This window comes from Herbidospora solisilvae, assembly GCF_009901565.1.
Lineage (GTDB): Bacteria > Actinomycetota > Actinomycetes > Streptosporangiales > Streptosporangiaceae > Herbidospora > Herbidospora solisilvae.
The window spans coordinates 13,051-30,925 of the sequence record NZ_WXEW01000006.1 but is presented as its reverse complement, the minus strand read 5'-3'; the positions used below and the strand labels follow the sequence as shown (position 1 = coordinate 30,925).

Here is a 17,875-nt window from a genome sequence, read left to right as displayed (position 1 = left end):
TTACGTCAACACTGAGGGAATGAGAGTCGAGTTCACCGCAGGCACCCTCCGGCTCGCAGGCGAGCTGAGGGTGCCGACGGGCCCGGGCCCCCATCCGGCGCTCGTCTTCACCGGCCCCTTCACCGGGGTGAAAGAACAGGTCACGGGCCTGTACGCCGCCCGCCTCACCGATCTCGGCTACGTCACGCTGGCCTTCGACCACCGGAACTGGGGTGAGTCCGACGGCCAGCCCCGGCGGCACGAAGACCCCCAGGGCAAGCTGGAGGACCTGCGCGCCGCCGTGAGCTACGTGCGGTCCCGCCCCGAGGTGCGCGCCGACGCCATCGGGGCGGTCGGCATCTGCCTCGGTGGCGGCTACGCGCTGAAGTTCGCCGCCTTCGACCCCCGCGTGCGGGTGTTCGTCGGCATCGCGGGCGGCTACAACAGCCCCTACACGATGCGGACCGGCGACTGGTGGCCCGGCGCCCTGAAGTCCTTCACCGAGGTGCTGGAGCGGCAGGACCTCGGGGCGCGGCCCGAGTACGTTCCGGCGGTCGGCGGCCCCGACGCCGCGATGGCCGGCGACGAGCCGTTCCAGTACTACGGCACCGCCCGCGGTCAGACCCCCGGCTGGGTCAACGAGGTGACGAGGGCCTCGTTGCGCGAGCTGATCACGGTGGACAACATGATGGGCGCCGACTTCCTGTCACCGAAACCGGCGCTGCTGGTCCACGGCGTGGTCGACGCCTACTGCGCCCCCGAGGGCGCCCACGAGGTGCACGCCCGTCTGTCGGAGCCGCGGAAGCTGGTCTGGCTCGACGCGAAGCAGCACGTCGACCTCTACGACACCGAGCCCTACGTCACCCAGGCGGTCGAGGCCGTGGGCGAGTTCCTCAGCGTCCACCTGCCAGCCACCGCACGGGGTTCACACGGGTGACCAGGTCGGGCACGCCCTCGACGTCGAACAACTTCGCGTAGCCCTCGCCGCCGTAGGGGCCGAGCTGGTCGCGGCGGGAGACCCCCGAGGTGAACAGCACCCGCTCGCCGTGCCCGGCGTCGAGCAGGGTGAACACGTCGTCGGGGCAGGTGACCGTGACGTAGGCGCCGGTCTCGCAGATCTTGCGCTGGGTCAGCGGGTCGGCGGTCCTGACGTTGACCCGCTGCGGCGGCACCCGGTGGTGCAGCAGCGTCTCCAGCAGCGCCAGCCCGGACGCCGCGACGGGCAGGTCGGTCCGGAGCGACGCGCGGGCGGCGGCCACCGTCGCCCGCTCCTCGGCCGGGGTGGGCGTCTCGTCGTGGGCGGCGGCGATGATGAGGCCGGGCCGGGCGGAGGTCCCGTCGAGCCCGACGCCGATCTCCCGCAGCAGGTCCCCGGTGAGGTCGTCGACCCCGGCGCGCTTGATCAGCTCACCGGCGAAGGGTTCGGCGCCGAAGCCGGTGGCGGCGACGATCGCGACCCGGCTGCCCGCGGCCATGCGGGTGAGGGCGGTGGTGTCGCGTCCCATGCCGAGGCCGGTGTGGTCGACGATCAGCGACAGGCCGAACTCCCGGTTGAGGCGGGTCAGCTCGGCGGTGACGTGGCCCTCTTCGTCCAGCCAGCGCTCCGGATCGGACTCGACCCCGACGCCCCAGCGGGTGTCGGCCCGCAGGGTCTCCCAGGGGAGCACCGGGCCTTCGACGGAACTGACCGGGACGGTCCCGGCGACGGTCTGGATACGAGCCTCGAACATGACCGGACATTAGCCGATTTTGAGGCGTGATCAGGCCGTTCTTGGGATTCCTTTACCCCGGAGTGTCAGCGTTTGTCGGCTCCGGGGACACACAGGCCAGTCTGGCGGGGTCCTTCACGACGGTGATCTCGTCGAGCACACGCCCCTGCGCGGGGATCGCCGGCGGCCGGCTCCCGGCGGGCACCCAGTAGACCCGGATGTCGTACTCGCGGTCGGCGTCGCGCGGGTCGTCGGCCCCGACGCGGACCGGCACCCGCCAGCCGCCGTCGTCGCCGGTGGTCAGTTCGCGGACGACCGCGCCGCCGACGACCAGCCACAACTTCCCGGCCCCGGGCGGGATGGCGGTGCCGGTGACGGTCGTACAGGTTGGGCTGAAGCCGCCGTCGACCGGCCGGGTGATGTGCACCATCCCGTAGTTGACGGCGAGCGGCGCCCGCGTCACGGCGGCGACCGGGGGAGCGAACCCGGTCTGCCGCACGAGGGAGATGACGAGGCCCGTGACCGTCAGGGCGAATCCGGCGATGGCGAACGGCAGGAATTCTGGTTTGCCGCGAAGCCCGATGATGAAAAGGGCCGAAGCGGCGAATCCGGCGAATATGCTGACCGGTCCGAGGTATTTTCCGGATAAGTCCGGATTTGCGAACGCCCAGGTCGCGGCGGCCGCGATTCCGCAGGCGGCGGCCGTGATCCGGGTGGCGATCGGCGCGTGTCCCATGAACGGGAGTATCCATCGCCGCCGATGCCGGATTCGCGGATTCGGCCGAGTTCGCCGCGATCGAATACGTCGAGCCGGTCATGCTGTAACAAATGCCGGAAATGAGGCACCGCCCCTTTCTGGGGAAAAAGGGGCGGTGAAAGGGTCAGCCGTTCAGCGCGTGTTCCGGCCGCTGCGCGGGGGCGACCGCCCGCTGCGCGACCTTGCCCGCGGTCGCCAGGGCGATCACCAGCAGGATCTCCAGCACCACCACGACCCGCTCCAGCAGGCCGAAGTAGGCCTCGCCGCCGATCAGCGCCGACACCGGCGACGTCGGGTGGCTCAGCAGGTAGGCGGCCAGGACGGCCCCGCTCACCCGGGCCAGCACGCCGACGGCCCCGAGCGGCCCCCGCCGCGTCAGGATCCAGCCGGCCACCGGCAGCGAGGTGAAGACCACGGCCGTCGACCAGCGGTGGATCTCCCCGGCCAGGCTGGTCACGTCGGCCGACAGGTCGGTCGGGAAGATGGTGGCGAGCACCAGCCCGGCCGCCGCGACGATCAGCAGGACGCGGGTGGCCGCCGTCCGCGAGGGGTCGGGTTCGGTCAGGGACCAGGCCGTGGCCACGCACCCGGCGGCCAGGGCCATCATGCCGAGGGCGAAGAGGGTCTCGGTCGCCGTGTTCGTCACGGCGTAGTCGCTCAGCAGGCCCGTCATCGGGCTGATGAGGTCGGGGAAGAAGACGTGCAGGGCCAGCATCAGCAGCAGGGCCGTCGCCGGGCCCGCCGTGGCCATCAGGATCATTGGTCCCCCGTTCAGTGGACAGCGGATATGGGTGCGCGGTGCACGAGTTCCCCGTAGATCGACTCGAAACGGGCCAGCGACTGCTCGTGCGTGTGGGTCGCGGCCAGAGCCAGGCTCGCCTTCGACATCGCGGCGCGTTCCTCGGGCTGGGTGAGGATCGAGGAGAGGTGCCGGGCCAGCTCGGAGACGTCCCCGGGCGTGTAGAGGTGGCCGTTGCCCTCGACGAGGTGCGGCAGCGCCATCGCGTCGGCGGCGACGACCGGCAGGCCGCTCGCCATCGCCTCCAGGGTGGCGATGCTCTGAAGTTCGGCCGTGCCGGGCATGCAGAACACGTCGGCGACGGCGTACGCCTGGGGGAGGTCGGCGTCCTCGACGAAGCCCAGGAACCTCACGTGGTCGCCGGCGCCGACCCGGTGGGCCAGCCTCTCCAGCGCCTCGCGGCGGTTGCCCTGGCCGACGAAGACGGCCTGGCAGTCGAGGTCGTTGTGCAGCTTCGGCAGCGCCAGCACGATCTCTTCGAGGTGCTTCTCCTCGTCGAGGCGGCCGACGAACAGGATGGTCGGACGCTCCGGCACGCCGAACCGGCGGCGGGCCCAGGTCTGCGGCTGCGGGCGGAACCGGGACAGGTCGATGCCGCACGACACCGGCTCGACCTTCTTGCGCAGGCCCTTGGCCGCCAGCAACTCGGCGGCCAGCGGGGTCGGCGTGGTGACGTGGTCGGCCCGCTCGAAGATCCGGTTGAGGTCCTTCCACGCCAGCTCGCCGACGCGGCGACGGAGCCGGTTGGGCACCCCGGTGAACTGGAAGAGGTTGTCCGGCATGAAGTGGTTGGTGGCGACCACGGGCAGCCCGGCCCGCTTGGCGGCGGCCACGGCCGAGCGGCCGACCACGAAGTGGCCCTGGGTGTGCACGACGTCGGGCGCGATCCGCCGGACCAGCCGGTCCATGGTGCGGCCGAGCCCGGCCGGGACGGTGAACCGCATCGTCGGGTGGACCAGCAGGCGGGCCGACCGGAGCCGGTGCACGAGCACCCCCTCGATCACGTCGGTTACCGGGGGTCCGTCGTCGGAGCTGCACACGACGTGGACCTCCGTCCCCCGCGCCGCCAGGCCCGAGGCCAGGCGGTGGGTGAAGTAGGCGGCGCCGTTGACGTCCGGCGGGTAGGTGTCGGTCGCGATCAGCACCCGGCGGGGGCGCGAGTGCGCGACGGACGCCTCGGCGAGGGTGAGGCTCATGGGGGCTCCGTTCACCTTGACAGGGGGGTGGTTCTGGCGAGCGCGACCGTGCCGGCCGCCGCGAGGGCCGCGGCCGCCGTCGCCGCCAGTCCGTTGGCGGGAAGGGGTTCACCGAGCAGCAACGCGCCGAAGGACACCGCGGTCACCGGGTCGGTGACCTGCAACGCCGCGAAGGCCACCCCGAAGTGCCCGATCGCGTACGCCTTCTGGAGCAGCATCAGCGCCGCGACCAGCGGGATCGGGAGGGCCAGGAGGAACCACAACTGGGCGGGCCAGCCGTCGGCGACGACCCGCATCAGGGTGGAGGCGGCGCCGTACATGACACCGGCGGAGACGGCCAGCAGGGCGGTGCGCCCCGGCGGGCCGATCCGGGCGGCGGCGGCCAGGCAGATCAGGGCGGCGGCGCCCGCCAGGCTCAGCATCAGGGTGACCTCGGCGGCGGTCATGCTCGGTGGCCGGGTCGGCACCGGAACCATCAGGACCAGCGCGATCAGGCCGATCGCGACCATCGCCCCCGCCGCCAGCTCGTTCCTGGACGTCCTGCGTCCGTGCAGTGCGGCGGCGATGGGAAGGGCGAAGAGCAGACTGGCGACACCCATGGGCTGCACGATCGTCAGCGGGCCGATGCTCAGGGCGTAGACGTGCAGCAGGCCGCCCGCGGCGATCACCGCCCCGCCGAGCAGCCAGCGCGGCCGGCGCAGCAGCACCCGCATGCGGGGCTCGTTGCCGGTGGCCGCGACGTGCTGCTGGAGGGCGGCGCCGAGGGCGAAGAAGAGCGAACCGACGAGGGCTACGGCCGCCGACGGCGCTGCCGCGAGCATGGTCATGGTGCGGACTCCTCTCCCCTGGATGAAGCCATGGCACGGTGGCCGGAACGCCGCGAAATGGCGTCCGGTTCGGGAACTCGTGGGAGATTTCCGCTGTCGTGCCTGACTGCTAACCGCAGCCTGGTTCAAACGGGAGGGAGATCCATCCGGGATCGCCCCTGAGATGCCGACCGGTCATCCCTGGGGCGACCCCGGGCGAATGCCGCATCTCAGCTCATGGTCTTGCCGCCGTTGACCGCGATGCGCTGCCCGGTGACGAACCGGGAGGCGTCGGAGGCGAAGAAGGCCACCGTGTCGGCCACGTCGGCGGGTGTGCCCATGTGGGGGAGCGCGAGGCTGTTCCGGTACGTCTCGTAGTTCTCGGCCGCGACGGTGGCGTGGCGTTCGACCGGGATCCAGCCGGGCTCGACGGTGTTGACCGTGATCCCGTGGGGCCCGAGGGCGCGGGCCCACGACCGGGTCAGGCCGTGCATGGCCATCTTCGCGGAGACGTACTGGCTGAACTCGGGGTTGCCCAGGTCGGCGACCTCGCTGCCGATGTTGATGATCCGGCCGGTCCCGGCGGCCTTCATGGCGGGCAGCACCGCCTGCAGGATCAGCAGCGGCGCCTTGACGAAGAACCTGAGCTGGTCGAGGTGGTCGTCCCAGGTCAGGTCCTCGACGGGGATCTCCGGCTGCGGGCCGGTGGCGTTGTTGACCACGACCGCGACGGGCCCGGCGGCGGCCAGCGCCGCGGCGACCTGCTCCTCGGAGGTGACGTCGAAGCGGGAGATCTCGATCGAGTGGCCCCGGGCGCGCACCCGGTCGGCGACGGCGGTGGCCCCGGCCGTGTCGTGGGCGTAGTTGAGCAGGACGTGCCATCCGTCGGCGGCGAGCCGTTCGGCGATGACGGCGCCGAGCCCGCGGCTGGCACCGGTGACAAGAGCGGTTCCGAGAGACAAGAGACTTCCTTTCACGCCGGGACGGGGACAGGTGCCGATACTCGTGGACGCAGCACCGGCGCCGCCAGGGCGATGGCCGCGACGGCCGCGGTGACCAGCAGGAACGAGACACGGGGAGAGAACGCGTCGGCGACCACGCCGAAGAGGGTGGGCCCGCCGAGCCCGGCGAACAGCGTCATCATGGCGATGCCCGAGACGCCCTCCCCGGGGGTGGGCGCGGCGTCGGCGGCGGCGCTGAACGACTGCGGCACGACGGTGGCCAGGCCGAGCCCGATCAGCGCGAACCCGAGGGCGGCCACCCAGGTCAGCGGTGCGAGCACGGCCAGCAGGCCCCCGGCGAGCGCGGTCAGCGCGCCGGCCCGGACCGTCGTCACGATCCCGAGCCGGACGATCACCGCGACCGAGCCCAGCCGCGAGAACGCCGAGGTGCAGGCGAAGGCGACGTAGGCCAGCGCCGCCGCCACGGCGTCGGCCCCGGTCACGTCGCGCACGTAGATGCCCGACCAGTTGACCACGGAGCTCTCGGCGAAGGAGGAGCAGAAGGCCACCAGCCCGATCGCGACCACCGGCCGGGACGGCAGGCCGAGCCGTCGTTCGGGGGCGGGCGCGGAGGGGCGTACGGGAAGGGACCGGGCCGACAGCAGGGCGGCGCCGGCCGTCACGACCGCGACGGCGGCCAGGTGGAGCGGCGCGGCGACCGCGAAGGAGGCGGCCAGGGCGCCGATGCCGGCCCCGGCCAGCATGCCGACCGACCACATGCCGTGCAGCCGGGTCATGATCGGCTGACCCGCGGCCTTCTCGATGCCGGACGCCTCGGCGTTGACGGCGACGTTGGAGGTCCCGGCCATCGCCCCGTAGAGGGCGAGGGTCAGGCAGAGAACGGGGACACTGGGGGACAGGGCGGGCAGCCCGAGGGTGAGGCAGTAGATCGGGACGAGGATCGCGGTGGCGTCCCGCGCCCCGAACCGGGCCAGCAGCGGCCCGGCGGCGAGCAGGCCGGCGACCGACCCGGCCGCCGTGGCCAGCAGGACGAGACCGAGGGTGGTGGCCGACAGACCCAGGTGCTCCTGGATCCAGGGGATGCGCGTGGACCAGCTTCCCGCCACCATTCCGTGGCTGAGGAAGACCAGTGAGATCGCGCGACGCATGTCGTACTCCGTTGTCGAGGGGGTACGATCAAATTAACAGTTAGGCTTCCTGATGATTAAGGCGACCCCCCGCACCGCCCGGGCGATCAACGACCGGATGGCGCTCGACCTGCTGGTCGAGATGGGCCCCCTGACGGCCCCGCAACTGCGCGAGCTGACCGGCCTGTCCCGCCCGTCGGTCTCCGACCTGGTCGAACGGCTCCACGACGCTCGGTTGATCGAACCGGCCGGCGAGACCGGCGCCGACCGGCGCGGCCCCAACGCCCGCCTCTGGCGGGTCGCGGCGGCGCGTGCTCACGTGGTCGGCATCGACGTGCGCCCGGGTCACGTGAGCGCGGTCTGCGCCGACCTGGCGGGCGAGACGGTCGGCGAGGCGGAACTGCGGGGCCGGCCCGGCATCGTGGCGGCCGTCCGGGCGGTGGCGCGCGGCCCGCTGCACACCGTCGTCGTCGGCGCCCCCGGCCACGGCTCCCGCGACGGCCACGCCGAACAGCGGGAACTGGGCGCCCGCGTGGTGATCGAGAACGAGGTCAACCTCGCGGCCATCGCCGAGCACCGCGCCGGGGCGGCGGTGGGCCGCGCCGACTTCGCCCTGTTGTGGCTCGACTCGGGCACGGGCGGCGCGCTGGTCCTCGACCACAAGCTGCGCCGGGGCGTCTCGGGCGCGGCGGGTGAGGTCGGCTTCCTCCCGCTGCGCGGCGGTGACCTGCACGACCTCGTCTTCGACGCCCCCGTCGACGTGCTGGCCGAACGGGTCGCGCTGGGCGTCGCCGCGATCGTCGAGGTGGTCGACCCGGGCCTGGTCGTGCTGGGCGGCGGCGTGGGCCACCAGGGAGGATCAGAGCTGGCGGTACGCGTCCAGCACGCCGTCGAGGAGATCTGCCCGGTCCCCGTGGAGGTCACGGCGAGCACGGTCGCCGACAACCCGGTGCTGCTCGGGGCCACCCTGCTGGCCCTCGACGCGGCCAGGGACGAGACGTTCGGCTAGTTCGCCAGCCAGATCGACAGGTTGAGCGCGGCGGCGAAGGTCACCCAGAGCAGATAGGGCACCAGCAGCCAGCCCGCGACGCGGTGCCTGCGCAGGAACATCACGATGGTCACCACGATCGCCACCCACAACAGCGTGATGTCGGCGAACGCCGCCCCGAAGAGCCCCGCGCCGAAGAAGAGCGGCGTCCAGAGTGCGTTGAGCACGAGCTGGACGACGTAGGGGGTGAAGGACCGGTCGAGCCCGCGCGACTGCCAGACCAGCCAGCCGGAGATCGCGATCAGCGCGTAGAGGACCGTCCAGACCGGCCCGAACAACCACTGCGGCGGCGCCCACGAGGGCAGGTCGAGCCGGGCGTAGACGGCCCCCGCGTTCGAGGCCGCGAGCCCGCCGGTCACCGCGACCAGGGCCACGGCCAGTGCGAACACGAGGAGGGCGGGCCAGCGATACCGGGTCAGAGTGCTCATGGCGAACCCCTGCCCGCAGGAGCTCAGGTCAAGCGGCGGGCTCGGCGTGCATCCGGTGGAGCACCCGCTTGAACGCCCACACCGACCCCGCGAACGCCACCCCGGTGATCGCCGCGACGGCGGCGGTGCGAACCAGGAGGTAGCCCTCCAGGCTCTGGTGCAGCACCAGCCAGATGCTGACCGCCGAGTTGCACATCAGCACGAACGCCCACAGCAGGGTGATGCGGGCGAAGAACTGCCGCATCCGCTCGTGCTTCAGGATGAACGCCGGCAGGTGGATGTAGTCGAGCGTGAGCTTCTGGACCAGCGGCTTGTTGAGGCGCACCGAGGCCAGGAACGCCAGCGCGATGCAGACGGTGCCGATCTCCGGCTGGATGAAGTAGACCACCCAGTCGCCCGTCCACGCGCTGATCAGCCCGCGCGCCGTGACCGCGATGGCGGCCAGCAGCATGGTGCCGGGCACCGGGTGGCGGCGGATCAGCCGGTAGACGATGCCCAGGTACACCCAGGTGGTGACCGCGACCAGGCCGCCGATCAGGCCGAGGAGCGCGAAGAAGGTGTAGAAGACCACCATCGGCGCGACCACCCCTTCGAGCAGCCGCGGGATCGCCTGCCGGAACAGGGCGGTCAGCCTCGGCAGGGTGAATTGAGGGTGGTTCATGCTGCTCCTTCAGGCGTCGGAGCACCGACGCTAAAGCTTCCGCGCCTACCCCTGGGCTGGAGTGTGAAAACCAGTTTGGGAGGCCGTGGCCGATTCGTTACAGTACCCGACCCCTAAGGGTGGTCGGGCTTACCCCCTAAGGGACATCGGCTGAGTTAGAGGGATCTAACCCTCAGGACAACAGGGCGTTCTCGGCCCTTTATCCGGCTTGTCCCTGATGCCAGGAAGGCGGCCGCTCCGCTGAGGTGGACGTAGCCGCAGCCAGGAGGGACCACGTGACGGTCGAGCACATGAGACAGGACATCCGCACGGGGGAGGAGTACGCCGCCGGCGTCCGCCGCCTGCTGGAGAACCCCGATCTGCCCGACGAGCTCGGCCCGGCCGTGGCCCGCGCCCGCGACCAGGCGGGCCGGCTGCTCGACGCCACCCGGCGCCCCTACCAGCTCGGCGTGCTCGGCGAGTTCAGCGCCGGCAAGACGATGTTCATCGCCTCCCTGCTCGGCCTGGAGGGCCTGCTCATCGGTGACCAGCCCACGACGGGCAACGTCACCGCCTACTGGGTGCGCCAGGGGCCCTCCGGCACCCGCACGGTCATCACCGGCCGGCACGCGAGCTACCTCACCGAGACCGCCGCCGCCCAGCGCCGCGAGTCGATCGGGCAGGAGCTGCACGCCGCCGGCCGCACCCTGTCGGGCCCGGCCGCCGCCGGGTTCGAACAGGCCGTCTGGGAGGCCGCCGCCCGCGACGGCGACGGCCAGGCTCTGCTCCGCTGGCACCGGACGTACGCCGACCAGGCCCCCAACCAGGTCCGCCGCCTGTCGGCCCAGCTCGTGGCCGTCGCGCTGGCCGTCAGGGAGTTCGGGAGCCGGCTCGGCGCGCGGCCGGGCGTCTCGCAGGCCGAGGCGGACGACCTGCTGCTGATCTCCGAGCGGCGGCCGGTCTCCGAGCCCGACCCCTTCTGGATCGTCGACCACATCGCGGTGACCGTCGAGGTCGCCCCCGAGGTGCTCGACCTCGACCGGCTGCTCGGCGACGCGTCGTGGAACCACGAGGTCTCCAAGGACCGCATGGTCGTCTACGACTTCCCCGGCTTCCTCAACGACATCTCCGGCGAGCGTGACCTGACGCTCACCAGGACGCTGCTGCCCGACATGGACACCGTGATCGCCCTGCTCAAGGGCGGCAACCCCGACGGCATGGCCTCCGACGAGCTGACCTCGCTGCTCCGCGAGGTCTATCCCGCTGACCGGCGCGGGCGGGTGCTGGTGGGGGTGGGCAACCTCGGCGACGTCCAGGACATCAGGCGGTTCGAGACGGCGGCGCTGCGCCAGGCGCAGTCCGACGACGAGGTGCTCGACCAGGTGCCGACCCTGCGCAAGCTGCTCGACACCGCCGGGAGGCTCAACCCCGACGACGACCCCTTCTTCTACTCAGGGCTGGTGGCCCTCGACCACATGGGTCTCTCAGGGTCGCTCGACAACCGGGTCGGGGAGGCGGTCAGGGTCGTCGCGGCCGCGGGGTCGGTCGCCGCCGGGTTGCCGCAGTCGAGCCGGTTGCGGACCCTGCTGACCGAGGCCGCCCGCGACGGCGGCAAGGAGCTGGTCCTGAACCGGCTGGCCGACCGGCTGGCCGGCTACGGCCTCACCGCCCGCCACAGCCGGGTCATGAAGGAGCGCGCCGCCCTCGACCTGGCCGAAGGCGATCTGGAGGCCGCGCTCGACCAGGCCTCCCGGACCGTCTTCGCCTCGGCCGGCGCGGAGGCGGAGAACCTGGTGAACCAGGTCAAGACCGTGCTGAGCAGCCTCAAGGCCGACCTGCCGCCGCTGCTGGCCGAGACGCTCGGCGGCGGCAACCCCTCCCTGATGGACGAGATCCGCGCCGACCTCATCGCCCGCGTCTTCGCCTGGCCCCAGTGGTGGGCGATCATGTCCACGGCGACCGGCACCGAACTGCGGGCCGGGCCCGAGTCGACCGAGGAGTTCGTCGGCCCCTTCACCACGGTCTGCCACGAGGTCTACGCGACCTCCCGGAACCTGGCGCTGGTCCGGTGGGAGCAGGCGGTGCTGGCCAAGGCGCAGACCCTCGTCACCGACGACCTGCGCCGCCGGCTGGCCGCCGTGGACCTGCCCGACCAGGAGCGCGAGACGCTGGCCGCGCTGATCCGGCCCGCCGAGTGGCGCGGCATCCTGACCAACGCCGCCGCCGACCTGCCCCGCCCCGACACGGGCGGCGTCGAGCACGCCTTCCCGATGCGCCGCCCCCACCGGTTCGCCTGGTCGATCCCCCACGACGACCGGCCCGCCGAAGACGCCTGGTTCGTGCACCAGCTGCACCCCGTCCACGTGATCCGGCTCCGCCAGCAGGTCGTCGACGCCGCCGACATGGTGGTGCGGGGCTGGCTCGACGCCCTGCGCCCGCTGGCCGACGCCCAGATCAGATCGGGCCTGGAGACCCTGGAGGACATCCTGGAGCAGATCCGCGCCGACGTCGTCCGACGCCCCGCGCAGGCCAAGGGCGCCCCGCTGCTGGAGGAGCTGCGCAAACTCCGCGCCGCCTACCCCAGCGGCGGCGTCAACCTCGGGTTCGCCCGGTTCGCCGACTGGAAGCGGGGCGCGTAGATGGAGCTCTACCTCGCCGGCCCCGACGGCGGCCGCGTGACCGAGGTCCGGGTGCCCGGACCGCTGCCCCTCCCGATCGTCGTCCCCGAGCGGGACGCCGTCATCAGGGAGATCACCGTCGAACCCGCCGGGGCGCTCGCCACCCGCTGGACGCCTCGGGTGCCCCCCGGCGGCCTGAGCGTGCGGGGCGGCAGCGCCTGGCGGCTGCTCGGACCGGTGTCGGCCGAGCCCTCGGACGCGCCCGCCGAACCGGCCGTCCTCACCTGGACCATCACCTACGAGTACGAGGGCGGGAACCGCCGCATGGCAGAGAGCCGCGTCACCGTCACCCCCGAGTCCCGCCCCGACCTCGACGCCAACAGCGGCTGGATCGCCCTGGACTACGGCACGAGCACGACCTCGATCACCCTGTTCGACCAGCGCCGTCAGCACGCCCTGATCGGCTTCCCGCCCTCCCAGCGGGAGGTGCTGCGCCGGGAGCTGACCCTGCGCTTCGACGGGCACGCCGGGTTCGGGCTCGACGGCCAGAGCTGGCAGCGTTTCCTGGCCGCCACCGGGAGCACCCTGGCGACCGCCGGAGGGACCGCCGACCCGCTCCAGGCGGCCAGGGCCGTGCTCGACAACGACACCTCCACCAGTGGGGCGGGGCTCTACCGGCTGCTGCTGACGATGGAGCGCCAGGCCGCCCAGGTGCGGCAGCCCATCGTTTCCCAGGCGCTCCAGGGTCTCTACCGCGCGGCCTTCGACGTGCCGCCGATCCGGGAGCAGCGCATGATCAGGATCCCGCTGCACGCGGGGGAGGAGACGATCGACAGCGAGATCGCCGTCCACGGGCTCGACCCGCTGACCGTCAGCATGGCGGCCGACGGGCGCCGGTCCGGCGGATCGGCCGAGCCGCTGGCGCCGGAGGTCCGGTCGCAGCGCAGCCTCAAGCAGTTCATCGGCTCCTCCCGGTCGCTGCCGGGCCTGCCGGCGGGCCACCCGGTGACGCCCGACGACGTGATCGCCGCCGCCTGGGCGGGCCTGATGACCGAGAAGGTCGCCAAGTACTGCCACGACCATCCCGACGAGGTGTCGACCAAGCCGATCACCCACGCGGTCGTGACCTACCCGACGGTGTCGCCGCCGCGCATCCGCCAGGACGTCGAACGGCTGGCCCGCCGCATCGGCATGCGCCAGGTCGTGACCGCCTACGACGAGGCGACCGCCGCCGCGATGTTCTACCTGATGCGCGACTTCGCCGGCGACCAGGCGGTCGGCATCGAGGCGTTCCGGGCGCACACCCGGCGGGTGGGCGACAAGCAGTGGCACCGCAACATCCTGGTCGTCGACATCGGCGGCGGCACCACCGACATCGCGCTGCTCGGCATCACCCTGTTCGACCAGACCGTCTACGGGACCGGCCGCGACGAGCGGGTCCAGGGCCGCTACTACGCGCTGCGGCCCGCCGTGCTGGCGAAGGCGGGCCGGGCCCAGCTCGGCGGCGACCGCATCACGCTGGGCGTCTTCAAGCACCTGAAGGCGCTGCTGGCCGACGCGGTGCTGACCCGCTCGCCCCGGCTGGTGCGCGAGGAGTACCCCGGCTACCTGACCGGCGGCGTCTACCACCCCGGCTCGCTGCTGGCCCCGGCCGCCGACTCCGACGCCGAGCAGCGCAGGGCCGACCTGATCGAGAAGGTGGTGCCGACCCGCTGGGCGAGCGCCGCCGGTGACCGGCACGCCGCCGAGGAGCGGTTCCGGCGCCTGTGGAGCCAGGCCGACCTGGCCAAACGCCAGCAGTCCACGCACGAGGGCGACTATGTGGTCCGCCGGGTGCCCGAGCTGCTCCAGCTGGAGGGCCGGGCCCGCGAGATCACCGAGCCCGCCGAGGTGGTCGTCAAGCAGGAGGAGATCAACCGGATCATCGAGGAGGTGGTCAGGGACGCCTTCGCCATCGCCCTCAGCGTGGTCAAGCGGCGGCTGGGCCGCGATGAGAAGGGCGTGCCCGACGTCCTGGACAAGGTCGTCATCTCCGGCGGCACGTCGGCGCTGCCGCAGGTGCGCCGGGTCCTGCTGGAGACGTTCGCGCAGGCCGGCGACCACGTGAACTGGAACCCCCTCGACGTCGTGTACGACCCCGTCTTCGCCAAGACCGGCACCTCCATCGGCGCCTGCTGGGCCGAGCACGTGCGGCAGAAGGGCTACGCCAGCGCCTCCCAGGCGACCCAGCGGGTGCGGCGCGGCCTGACGGAGCTCTACATCGACGTGGACAACCTGTTCCACGCGCTCCCCAACACCCTCGTCTTCGACGCCACCGGCGGGCAGCTGTTCCCGATCTTCCAGGTCGGCGAGCGGTTCGACCGCATCCAGGTCGACGGCGAGATCGAGGGCCGCCGCCGCCACGGCGACTGGATCCCCGTGCCGCAGGACATGGCGATCTACCGCCAGCCGTTCGCGGTCGAGGAGGAGCGCAGCCTGTGGAGCCACCTGAGCACGCACGGCCTGCTCGACGGGCGGGTGCCCGCCGAGCAGCAGGCCGACTGGTACCGCCAGGTCATGGTGACCTTCGAGGTGAACGAGCGGGAACTGGTCACCGCCCACTTCTGCCACCAGTCCGGTCCCGTGTACGCCCCCCGCTTCGGCTCCGCCCCGGCCACCTGCGGCCTGGTGGCCAAGGACGAGGCGGGCCGCTTCGTGCTCCAGCGGGACATCGTGGTCAACCCGTACACGGCGGGCGGCCTTGCCTCGGCCCCGCAGCCGATCTTCGCGGCCGGGACGGTGCTGACCGAGCGCCTGCTGACCGACAACGGCCGCCACGCCGCCGGTCTCATCGGCCGGCCGCTGCCCAAGGACGTGCCCGGCGACGGGCTCTGGACCTTCTACACGCCCGTGCCCGGCCGTCCCGACGCCCTGACCCAGATCGGCGAATCCGTACGCGCTCCCAAGGCGGGGCTGCTCGGCGCCGACATGGTGCCCGTGCTCGACTCCGAGGGCAGGCTGACCGTGGAGCCCGGTTACGTGCGCTTCCGGGAGGCCAGGTCCCCGGCCGACGTGGTCGCCGACCCCGGGTCGGTGTTCAGCGTCGCGATGACGCCGGGCGACCCCGACGTCGACGAGAAGCTCAACCCGTTCACCGGCGGCCACTGATGGCGCTGGAGGAGACGCTGCGCGCGGTCCTGGCCCAGGCCGGGACCGCCCCCGCCACGCTGACCCGGGGTTTCCTGACCGGGCTGCGCGCGGCCCTGGACGACCTGCCGGCCGGCCCGGGGACGGCGGAACTGGCCGCCGACCTCGCCGCCCTGCTGGCGGTCCCGGCGGCGGAGCGGCCGGTCGCGGTGACGAGCACCCCGCTGCGGGACGACCTGCGCGACCTGGCCGAGCGGATGGCGCCCGGCTCGACCACGCCCGAGCAGGACGCGGGCGCGTTGTGGACCGCCGTCCACCTCGACGCGCTGCGGTTGTCCCGGCGGGAGGCCGACCTGGTGCGCCGGGCCGCAGAGGAGGCCGCCGTGCGGTCCAGGGCCCGGCTCGGCCGGCCCGGGGCGGCGGTCACCCTGCCCGGGCCCAAGGACGAGCGCCTGATCCCGTCGCTGAAGGTCGACGGGCGTGTGGTCGCGCCCGGCCTGGCGGTCTCCACCGCCGGCGCGCCGACGGCCACCGGTCCCGTCCCGGCCGAGATGGCGGCCTTCGCGGCGATGGTGCCGGTGCTGGCCGGGCTCGACCCCGCGCTGCACCACTGCCTCCAGGCGCTGGAGTTCTCCGGCCTGCGCGGCCTGGCCGAACCGGCCGTCCGGACCGGCTACGTCGGGCACCTGAACAGCCGCCTTGCGGAGGTCGCCGCCCGGCGGAGGCACTCGGGCCCGTGGCTGGAGTCGGTGGTCCGCCTGCACGAGGCGCTCTGCTCGGTGGTGCACCTGCCGCCCGCGCCGGAGGACTCCTGGTGGGGCGAGTGGCGGGCCGCCTGCAACGACGCCCTGTCGGACGCCGCGCTCGACTCGGGTGCGGGCACGGTCAAGTTCCCGCCCGGCCGCTACCGCGCGGCCGACGACCTGACCCGCCACGACATCGCCGTCCACTATCCGGACCGGCCCGGCCAGGTGCTGGCGTGCGTGCGGGCGTGGTCGAGCGTGCACGGCGTCGAGACCCCGGGGCGGGTCGTCTATGCCAGCTGACCTGGTCGCCTGGCCGTCGGACGACGACTACGTCCGGGCGCTGAGCCGCTCGGCGGAGTTCGGCGCGGGGGAGCTGCGCGGCGCGTGGGTGGCCATGGACGGCGCGGCCCGGCCGCGCAGCTTTCGCTGGCCGGGCGGGATCGGGTTCGAGGTGAGCGCCGAGAGCGAACTCGTGCTGCTCTGCTTCACCTCGGCGGCGGCCTCCGACCGCTGCCACCGGCTGGCGGCCGAGGGCGGCGGGGCGCTGCACTGGCACCACCGCGGCATCGCGATCGGCGGGCGGTGGATCCCGGTCGCCACCCACGACCGGGACGCCTTCGATCCCCGGACGGACTTCTGGGCCGAACCCGCCGAGGACACCCGGGAGCTGCGCATCCCGCGCATCCCGACGGCCACCACGGTCGAACCGGCCGCGCCGCCGCCTCCGCCGGTCGTGCCCCGGCCCGCCCTGCCGGTGTGGCTGGTGCCGGTCGTGGCCGTGATCGTCGCCCTGGCGATGGCCGGGCTCGTGCTCGTGTCGCTGGCATGACGCGCGCCCGCGTGCTCGTCGCGCTCGTCTGCGTGCTGGCCGCCCTGGTTGTCGCCCAGACGCTGGTCGCCCGCGCCAAGGTCGCCGGGCTGCGCGACACGATCGAGGTCTACCAGACCAAGGGGACCGTCTCCGCCGCCACCCTGTCCGGCGCGACCGTCCGCGAGAAGATCGTGGTCGACCTGGCGAACACCCGCTGCGCCGGCCCGGCCGGGTGCCCGCCGGCGAAGCGGGTCACCGTCGAGCCGTGCGCCGGCGGCCTGTGCGTCTCGTACGACGGGTCCCGCCGGAAGAAGGTCGCCGTCGCCGGCGGCTGCTGGAGGTTCTCCTTCACCCCGACCCGGGCCGCCTTCGACCCCGGAGCGGGGCGGTGGTTCGTCACCGAGTTCGACGCCCGCCTGGAGACGAAGGGCGGCGGCTCCTGCGGGAAGGTCAAGGCGGTCTGGGAGGTGACGGGGCGGCCGGTCTAGAGGCTCGTCGTCGCCAGCTTCGCCCCGAAGCCCACGAACACCGCGCCCACACCGGTCGTCAGCCCCGCCGACAGCACCCTGCGCCGCCGGAACTGCCCGGCCAGGAACGTCCCGCCGAAGATCAGCGCCGACAGGTAGAGCACCGAGAACACCTGCAGGATCGCGCCCAGGATCAGGAACGACAGCGCCGGGGCCGCGTAGGTGTGGTCGACGAACTGGATGAAGAACGACACGAAGAACAGGATCGCCTTGGGGTTCAGCAGGCTGATGATCAGCGCCTTGCGGAACGGGTCGGGGGAGAGCGCGGGCGTCTCGACCTCGCCGGTGACGGACCGGTTCCGCCACGCGCCCCAGATCATCGAGAGCCCGATGTACGCGAGGTAGGCGGCGCCCGCGTACTTCACGACCGTGAAGACCAGCTCGTTGGACATGAGCAGCGAGGCCGCGCCCGCCGCCGAGGCGAACATGAGCACCGAGTCGCCGATGAAGACGCCGGCCGCCGCGCGGTAGGCGTCGCGGACGCCGCGCTGGGCGGCGGTGGAGAGCACGAACAGGGAGTTCGGGCCGGGGAGGAGGACGATCAGGAACGCGCCGATGACATAGGTCCATATGTCGGTGATGCCGAAGAACACGCG

Annotated in this window: 17 protein-coding genes; 7 read left to right on the top strand and 10 right to left on the bottom strand. The window is 72.8% G+C overall.

All coding sequences use genetic code 11. The annotated features are described in order from the left end of the window. Nucleotides 1-19: 19 nt before the first annotated feature. The gene (locus tag GT755_RS20150; RefSeq protein ID WP_161481251.1) at nt 20-916 is read left to right on the top strand and encodes an alpha/beta hydrolase; all 897 of its coding nucleotides are present in this window, start codon (nt 20-22) and stop codon (nt 914-916) included. Here GT755_RS20150 and GT755_RS20145 read toward each other — a convergent pair. From GT755_RS20145 to GT755_RS20115, 7 genes are all read right to left on the bottom strand, one after another. Further along, complete coding sequence (locus GT755_RS20145; RefSeq protein WP_161481250.1) at nt 873-1,709, bottom strand: phosphotriesterase family protein; 837 nt, start codon at nt 1,707-1,709, stop codon at nt 873-875. The two genes, GT755_RS20150 and GT755_RS20145, sit on opposite strands and share 44 nt — an antisense overlap. A 52-nt stretch (nt 1,710-1,761) precedes the next feature. Then, entirely contained in the window at nt 1,762-2,424 is a 663-nt protein-coding gene (locus GT755_RS20140) for a hypothetical protein (protein ID WP_161481249.1), read from the bottom strand. 145 nt (nt 2,425-2,569) lie between these two features. Then, nucleotides 2,570-3,205 carry a DUF998 domain-containing protein gene (locus GT755_RS20135; RefSeq protein WP_161481248.1) on the bottom strand — a complete coding sequence of 212 codons (636 nt, stop codon included), beginning with the start codon at nt 3,203-3,205 and terminating at the stop codon, nt 2,570-2,572. 11 nt (nt 3,206-3,216) lie between these two features. Beyond that, nucleotides 3,217-4,440, bottom strand: coding sequence for a glycosyltransferase (locus GT755_RS20130; RefSeq protein WP_161481247.1), 1,224 nt, complete (start codon nt 4,438-4,440; stop codon nt 3,217-3,219). Between the two features lie 11 nt (nt 4,441-4,451). Then, the gene (locus GT755_RS20125; protein ID WP_235966998.1) at nt 4,452-5,267 is read right to left on the bottom strand and encodes a DMT family transporter; all 816 of its coding nucleotides are present in this window, start codon (nt 5,265-5,267) and stop codon (nt 4,452-4,454) included. Nucleotides 5,268-5,476: 209 nt separating this feature from the next. Further along, entirely contained in the window at nt 5,477-6,208 is a 732-nt protein-coding gene (locus GT755_RS20120) for an SDR family oxidoreductase (RefSeq protein WP_161481246.1), read from the bottom strand. Between the two features lie 11 nt (nt 6,209-6,219). Continuing rightward, on the bottom strand, nt 6,220-7,356 hold the full coding sequence (locus GT755_RS20115) for an MFS transporter (RefSeq protein WP_161481245.1): 1,137 nt from the start codon (nt 7,354-7,356) through the stop codon (nt 6,220-6,222). Between the two features lie 52 nt (nt 7,357-7,408). On the opposite strand from GT755_RS20115, the gene GT755_RS20110 reads away from it, so the two are divergent. Then, nucleotides 7,409-8,344, top strand: coding sequence for an ROK family transcriptional regulator (locus GT755_RS20110; protein ID WP_202610313.1), 936 nt, complete (start codon nt 7,409-7,411; stop codon nt 8,342-8,344). Here GT755_RS20110 and GT755_RS20105 read toward each other — a convergent pair. Further along, nucleotides 8,341-8,811: a TspO/MBR family protein gene (locus GT755_RS20105; protein WP_161481244.1), complete on the bottom strand. Its 471-nt coding sequence runs from the start codon at nt 8,809-8,811 to the stop codon at nt 8,341-8,343. The two genes, GT755_RS20110 and GT755_RS20105, sit on opposite strands and share 4 nt — an antisense overlap. Nucleotides 8,812-8,839: 28 nt before the next feature. After that, nucleotides 8,840-9,472 (bottom strand): VC0807 family protein, encoded by a 633-nt coding sequence (locus GT755_RS20100; RefSeq protein ID WP_161481243.1) that lies wholly within the window; start codon nt 9,470-9,472, stop codon nt 8,840-8,842. A 290-nt stretch (nt 9,473-9,762) separates the two neighbouring features. Between GT755_RS20100 and GT755_RS20095 the strand changes: the two genes are divergently transcribed. Genes GT755_RS20095 through GT755_RS20075 form a run of 5 tightly spaced genes read left to right on the top strand, consistent with a single transcriptional unit; the run spans nt 9,763 to nt 17,240 of the window. Beyond that, nucleotides 9,763-12,090, top strand: a complete 2,328-nt coding sequence (locus GT755_RS20095) for a hypothetical protein (protein WP_161481242.1) — start codon at nt 9,763-9,765, stop codon at nt 12,088-12,090. Next, entirely contained in the window at nt 12,091-15,216 is a 3,126-nt protein-coding gene (locus GT755_RS20090) for an Hsp70 family protein (protein WP_161481241.1), read from the top strand. Beyond that, nucleotides 15,216-16,241: a hypothetical protein gene (locus tag GT755_RS20085; protein ID WP_161481240.1), complete on the top strand. Its 1,026-nt coding sequence runs from the start codon at nt 15,216-15,218 to the stop codon at nt 16,239-16,241. The genes GT755_RS20090 and GT755_RS20085 overlap by 1 nt, the downstream gene beginning before the upstream one ends. Beyond that, complete coding sequence (locus GT755_RS20080; RefSeq protein ID WP_161481239.1) at nt 16,231-16,770, top strand: hypothetical protein; 540 nt, start codon at nt 16,231-16,233, stop codon at nt 16,768-16,770. Before GT755_RS20085 ends, GT755_RS20080 begins: the two co-directional genes overlap by 11 nt. After that, the gene (locus GT755_RS20075) at nt 16,767-17,240 is read left to right on the top strand and encodes a hypothetical protein (protein ID WP_161481238.1); all 474 of its coding nucleotides are present in this window, start codon (nt 16,767-16,769) and stop codon (nt 17,238-17,240) included. The genes GT755_RS20080 and GT755_RS20075 overlap by 4 nt, the downstream gene beginning before the upstream one ends. Here GT755_RS20075 and leuE read toward each other — a convergent pair. Beyond that, nucleotides 17,237-17,872, bottom strand: coding sequence for a leucine efflux protein LeuE (gene leuE / locus GT755_RS20070; protein WP_161481237.1), 636 nt, complete (start codon nt 17,870-17,872; stop codon nt 17,237-17,239). The genes GT755_RS20075 and leuE overlap by 4 nt on opposite strands. Between the last annotated feature and the right edge of the window lie 3 nt (nt 17,873-17,875).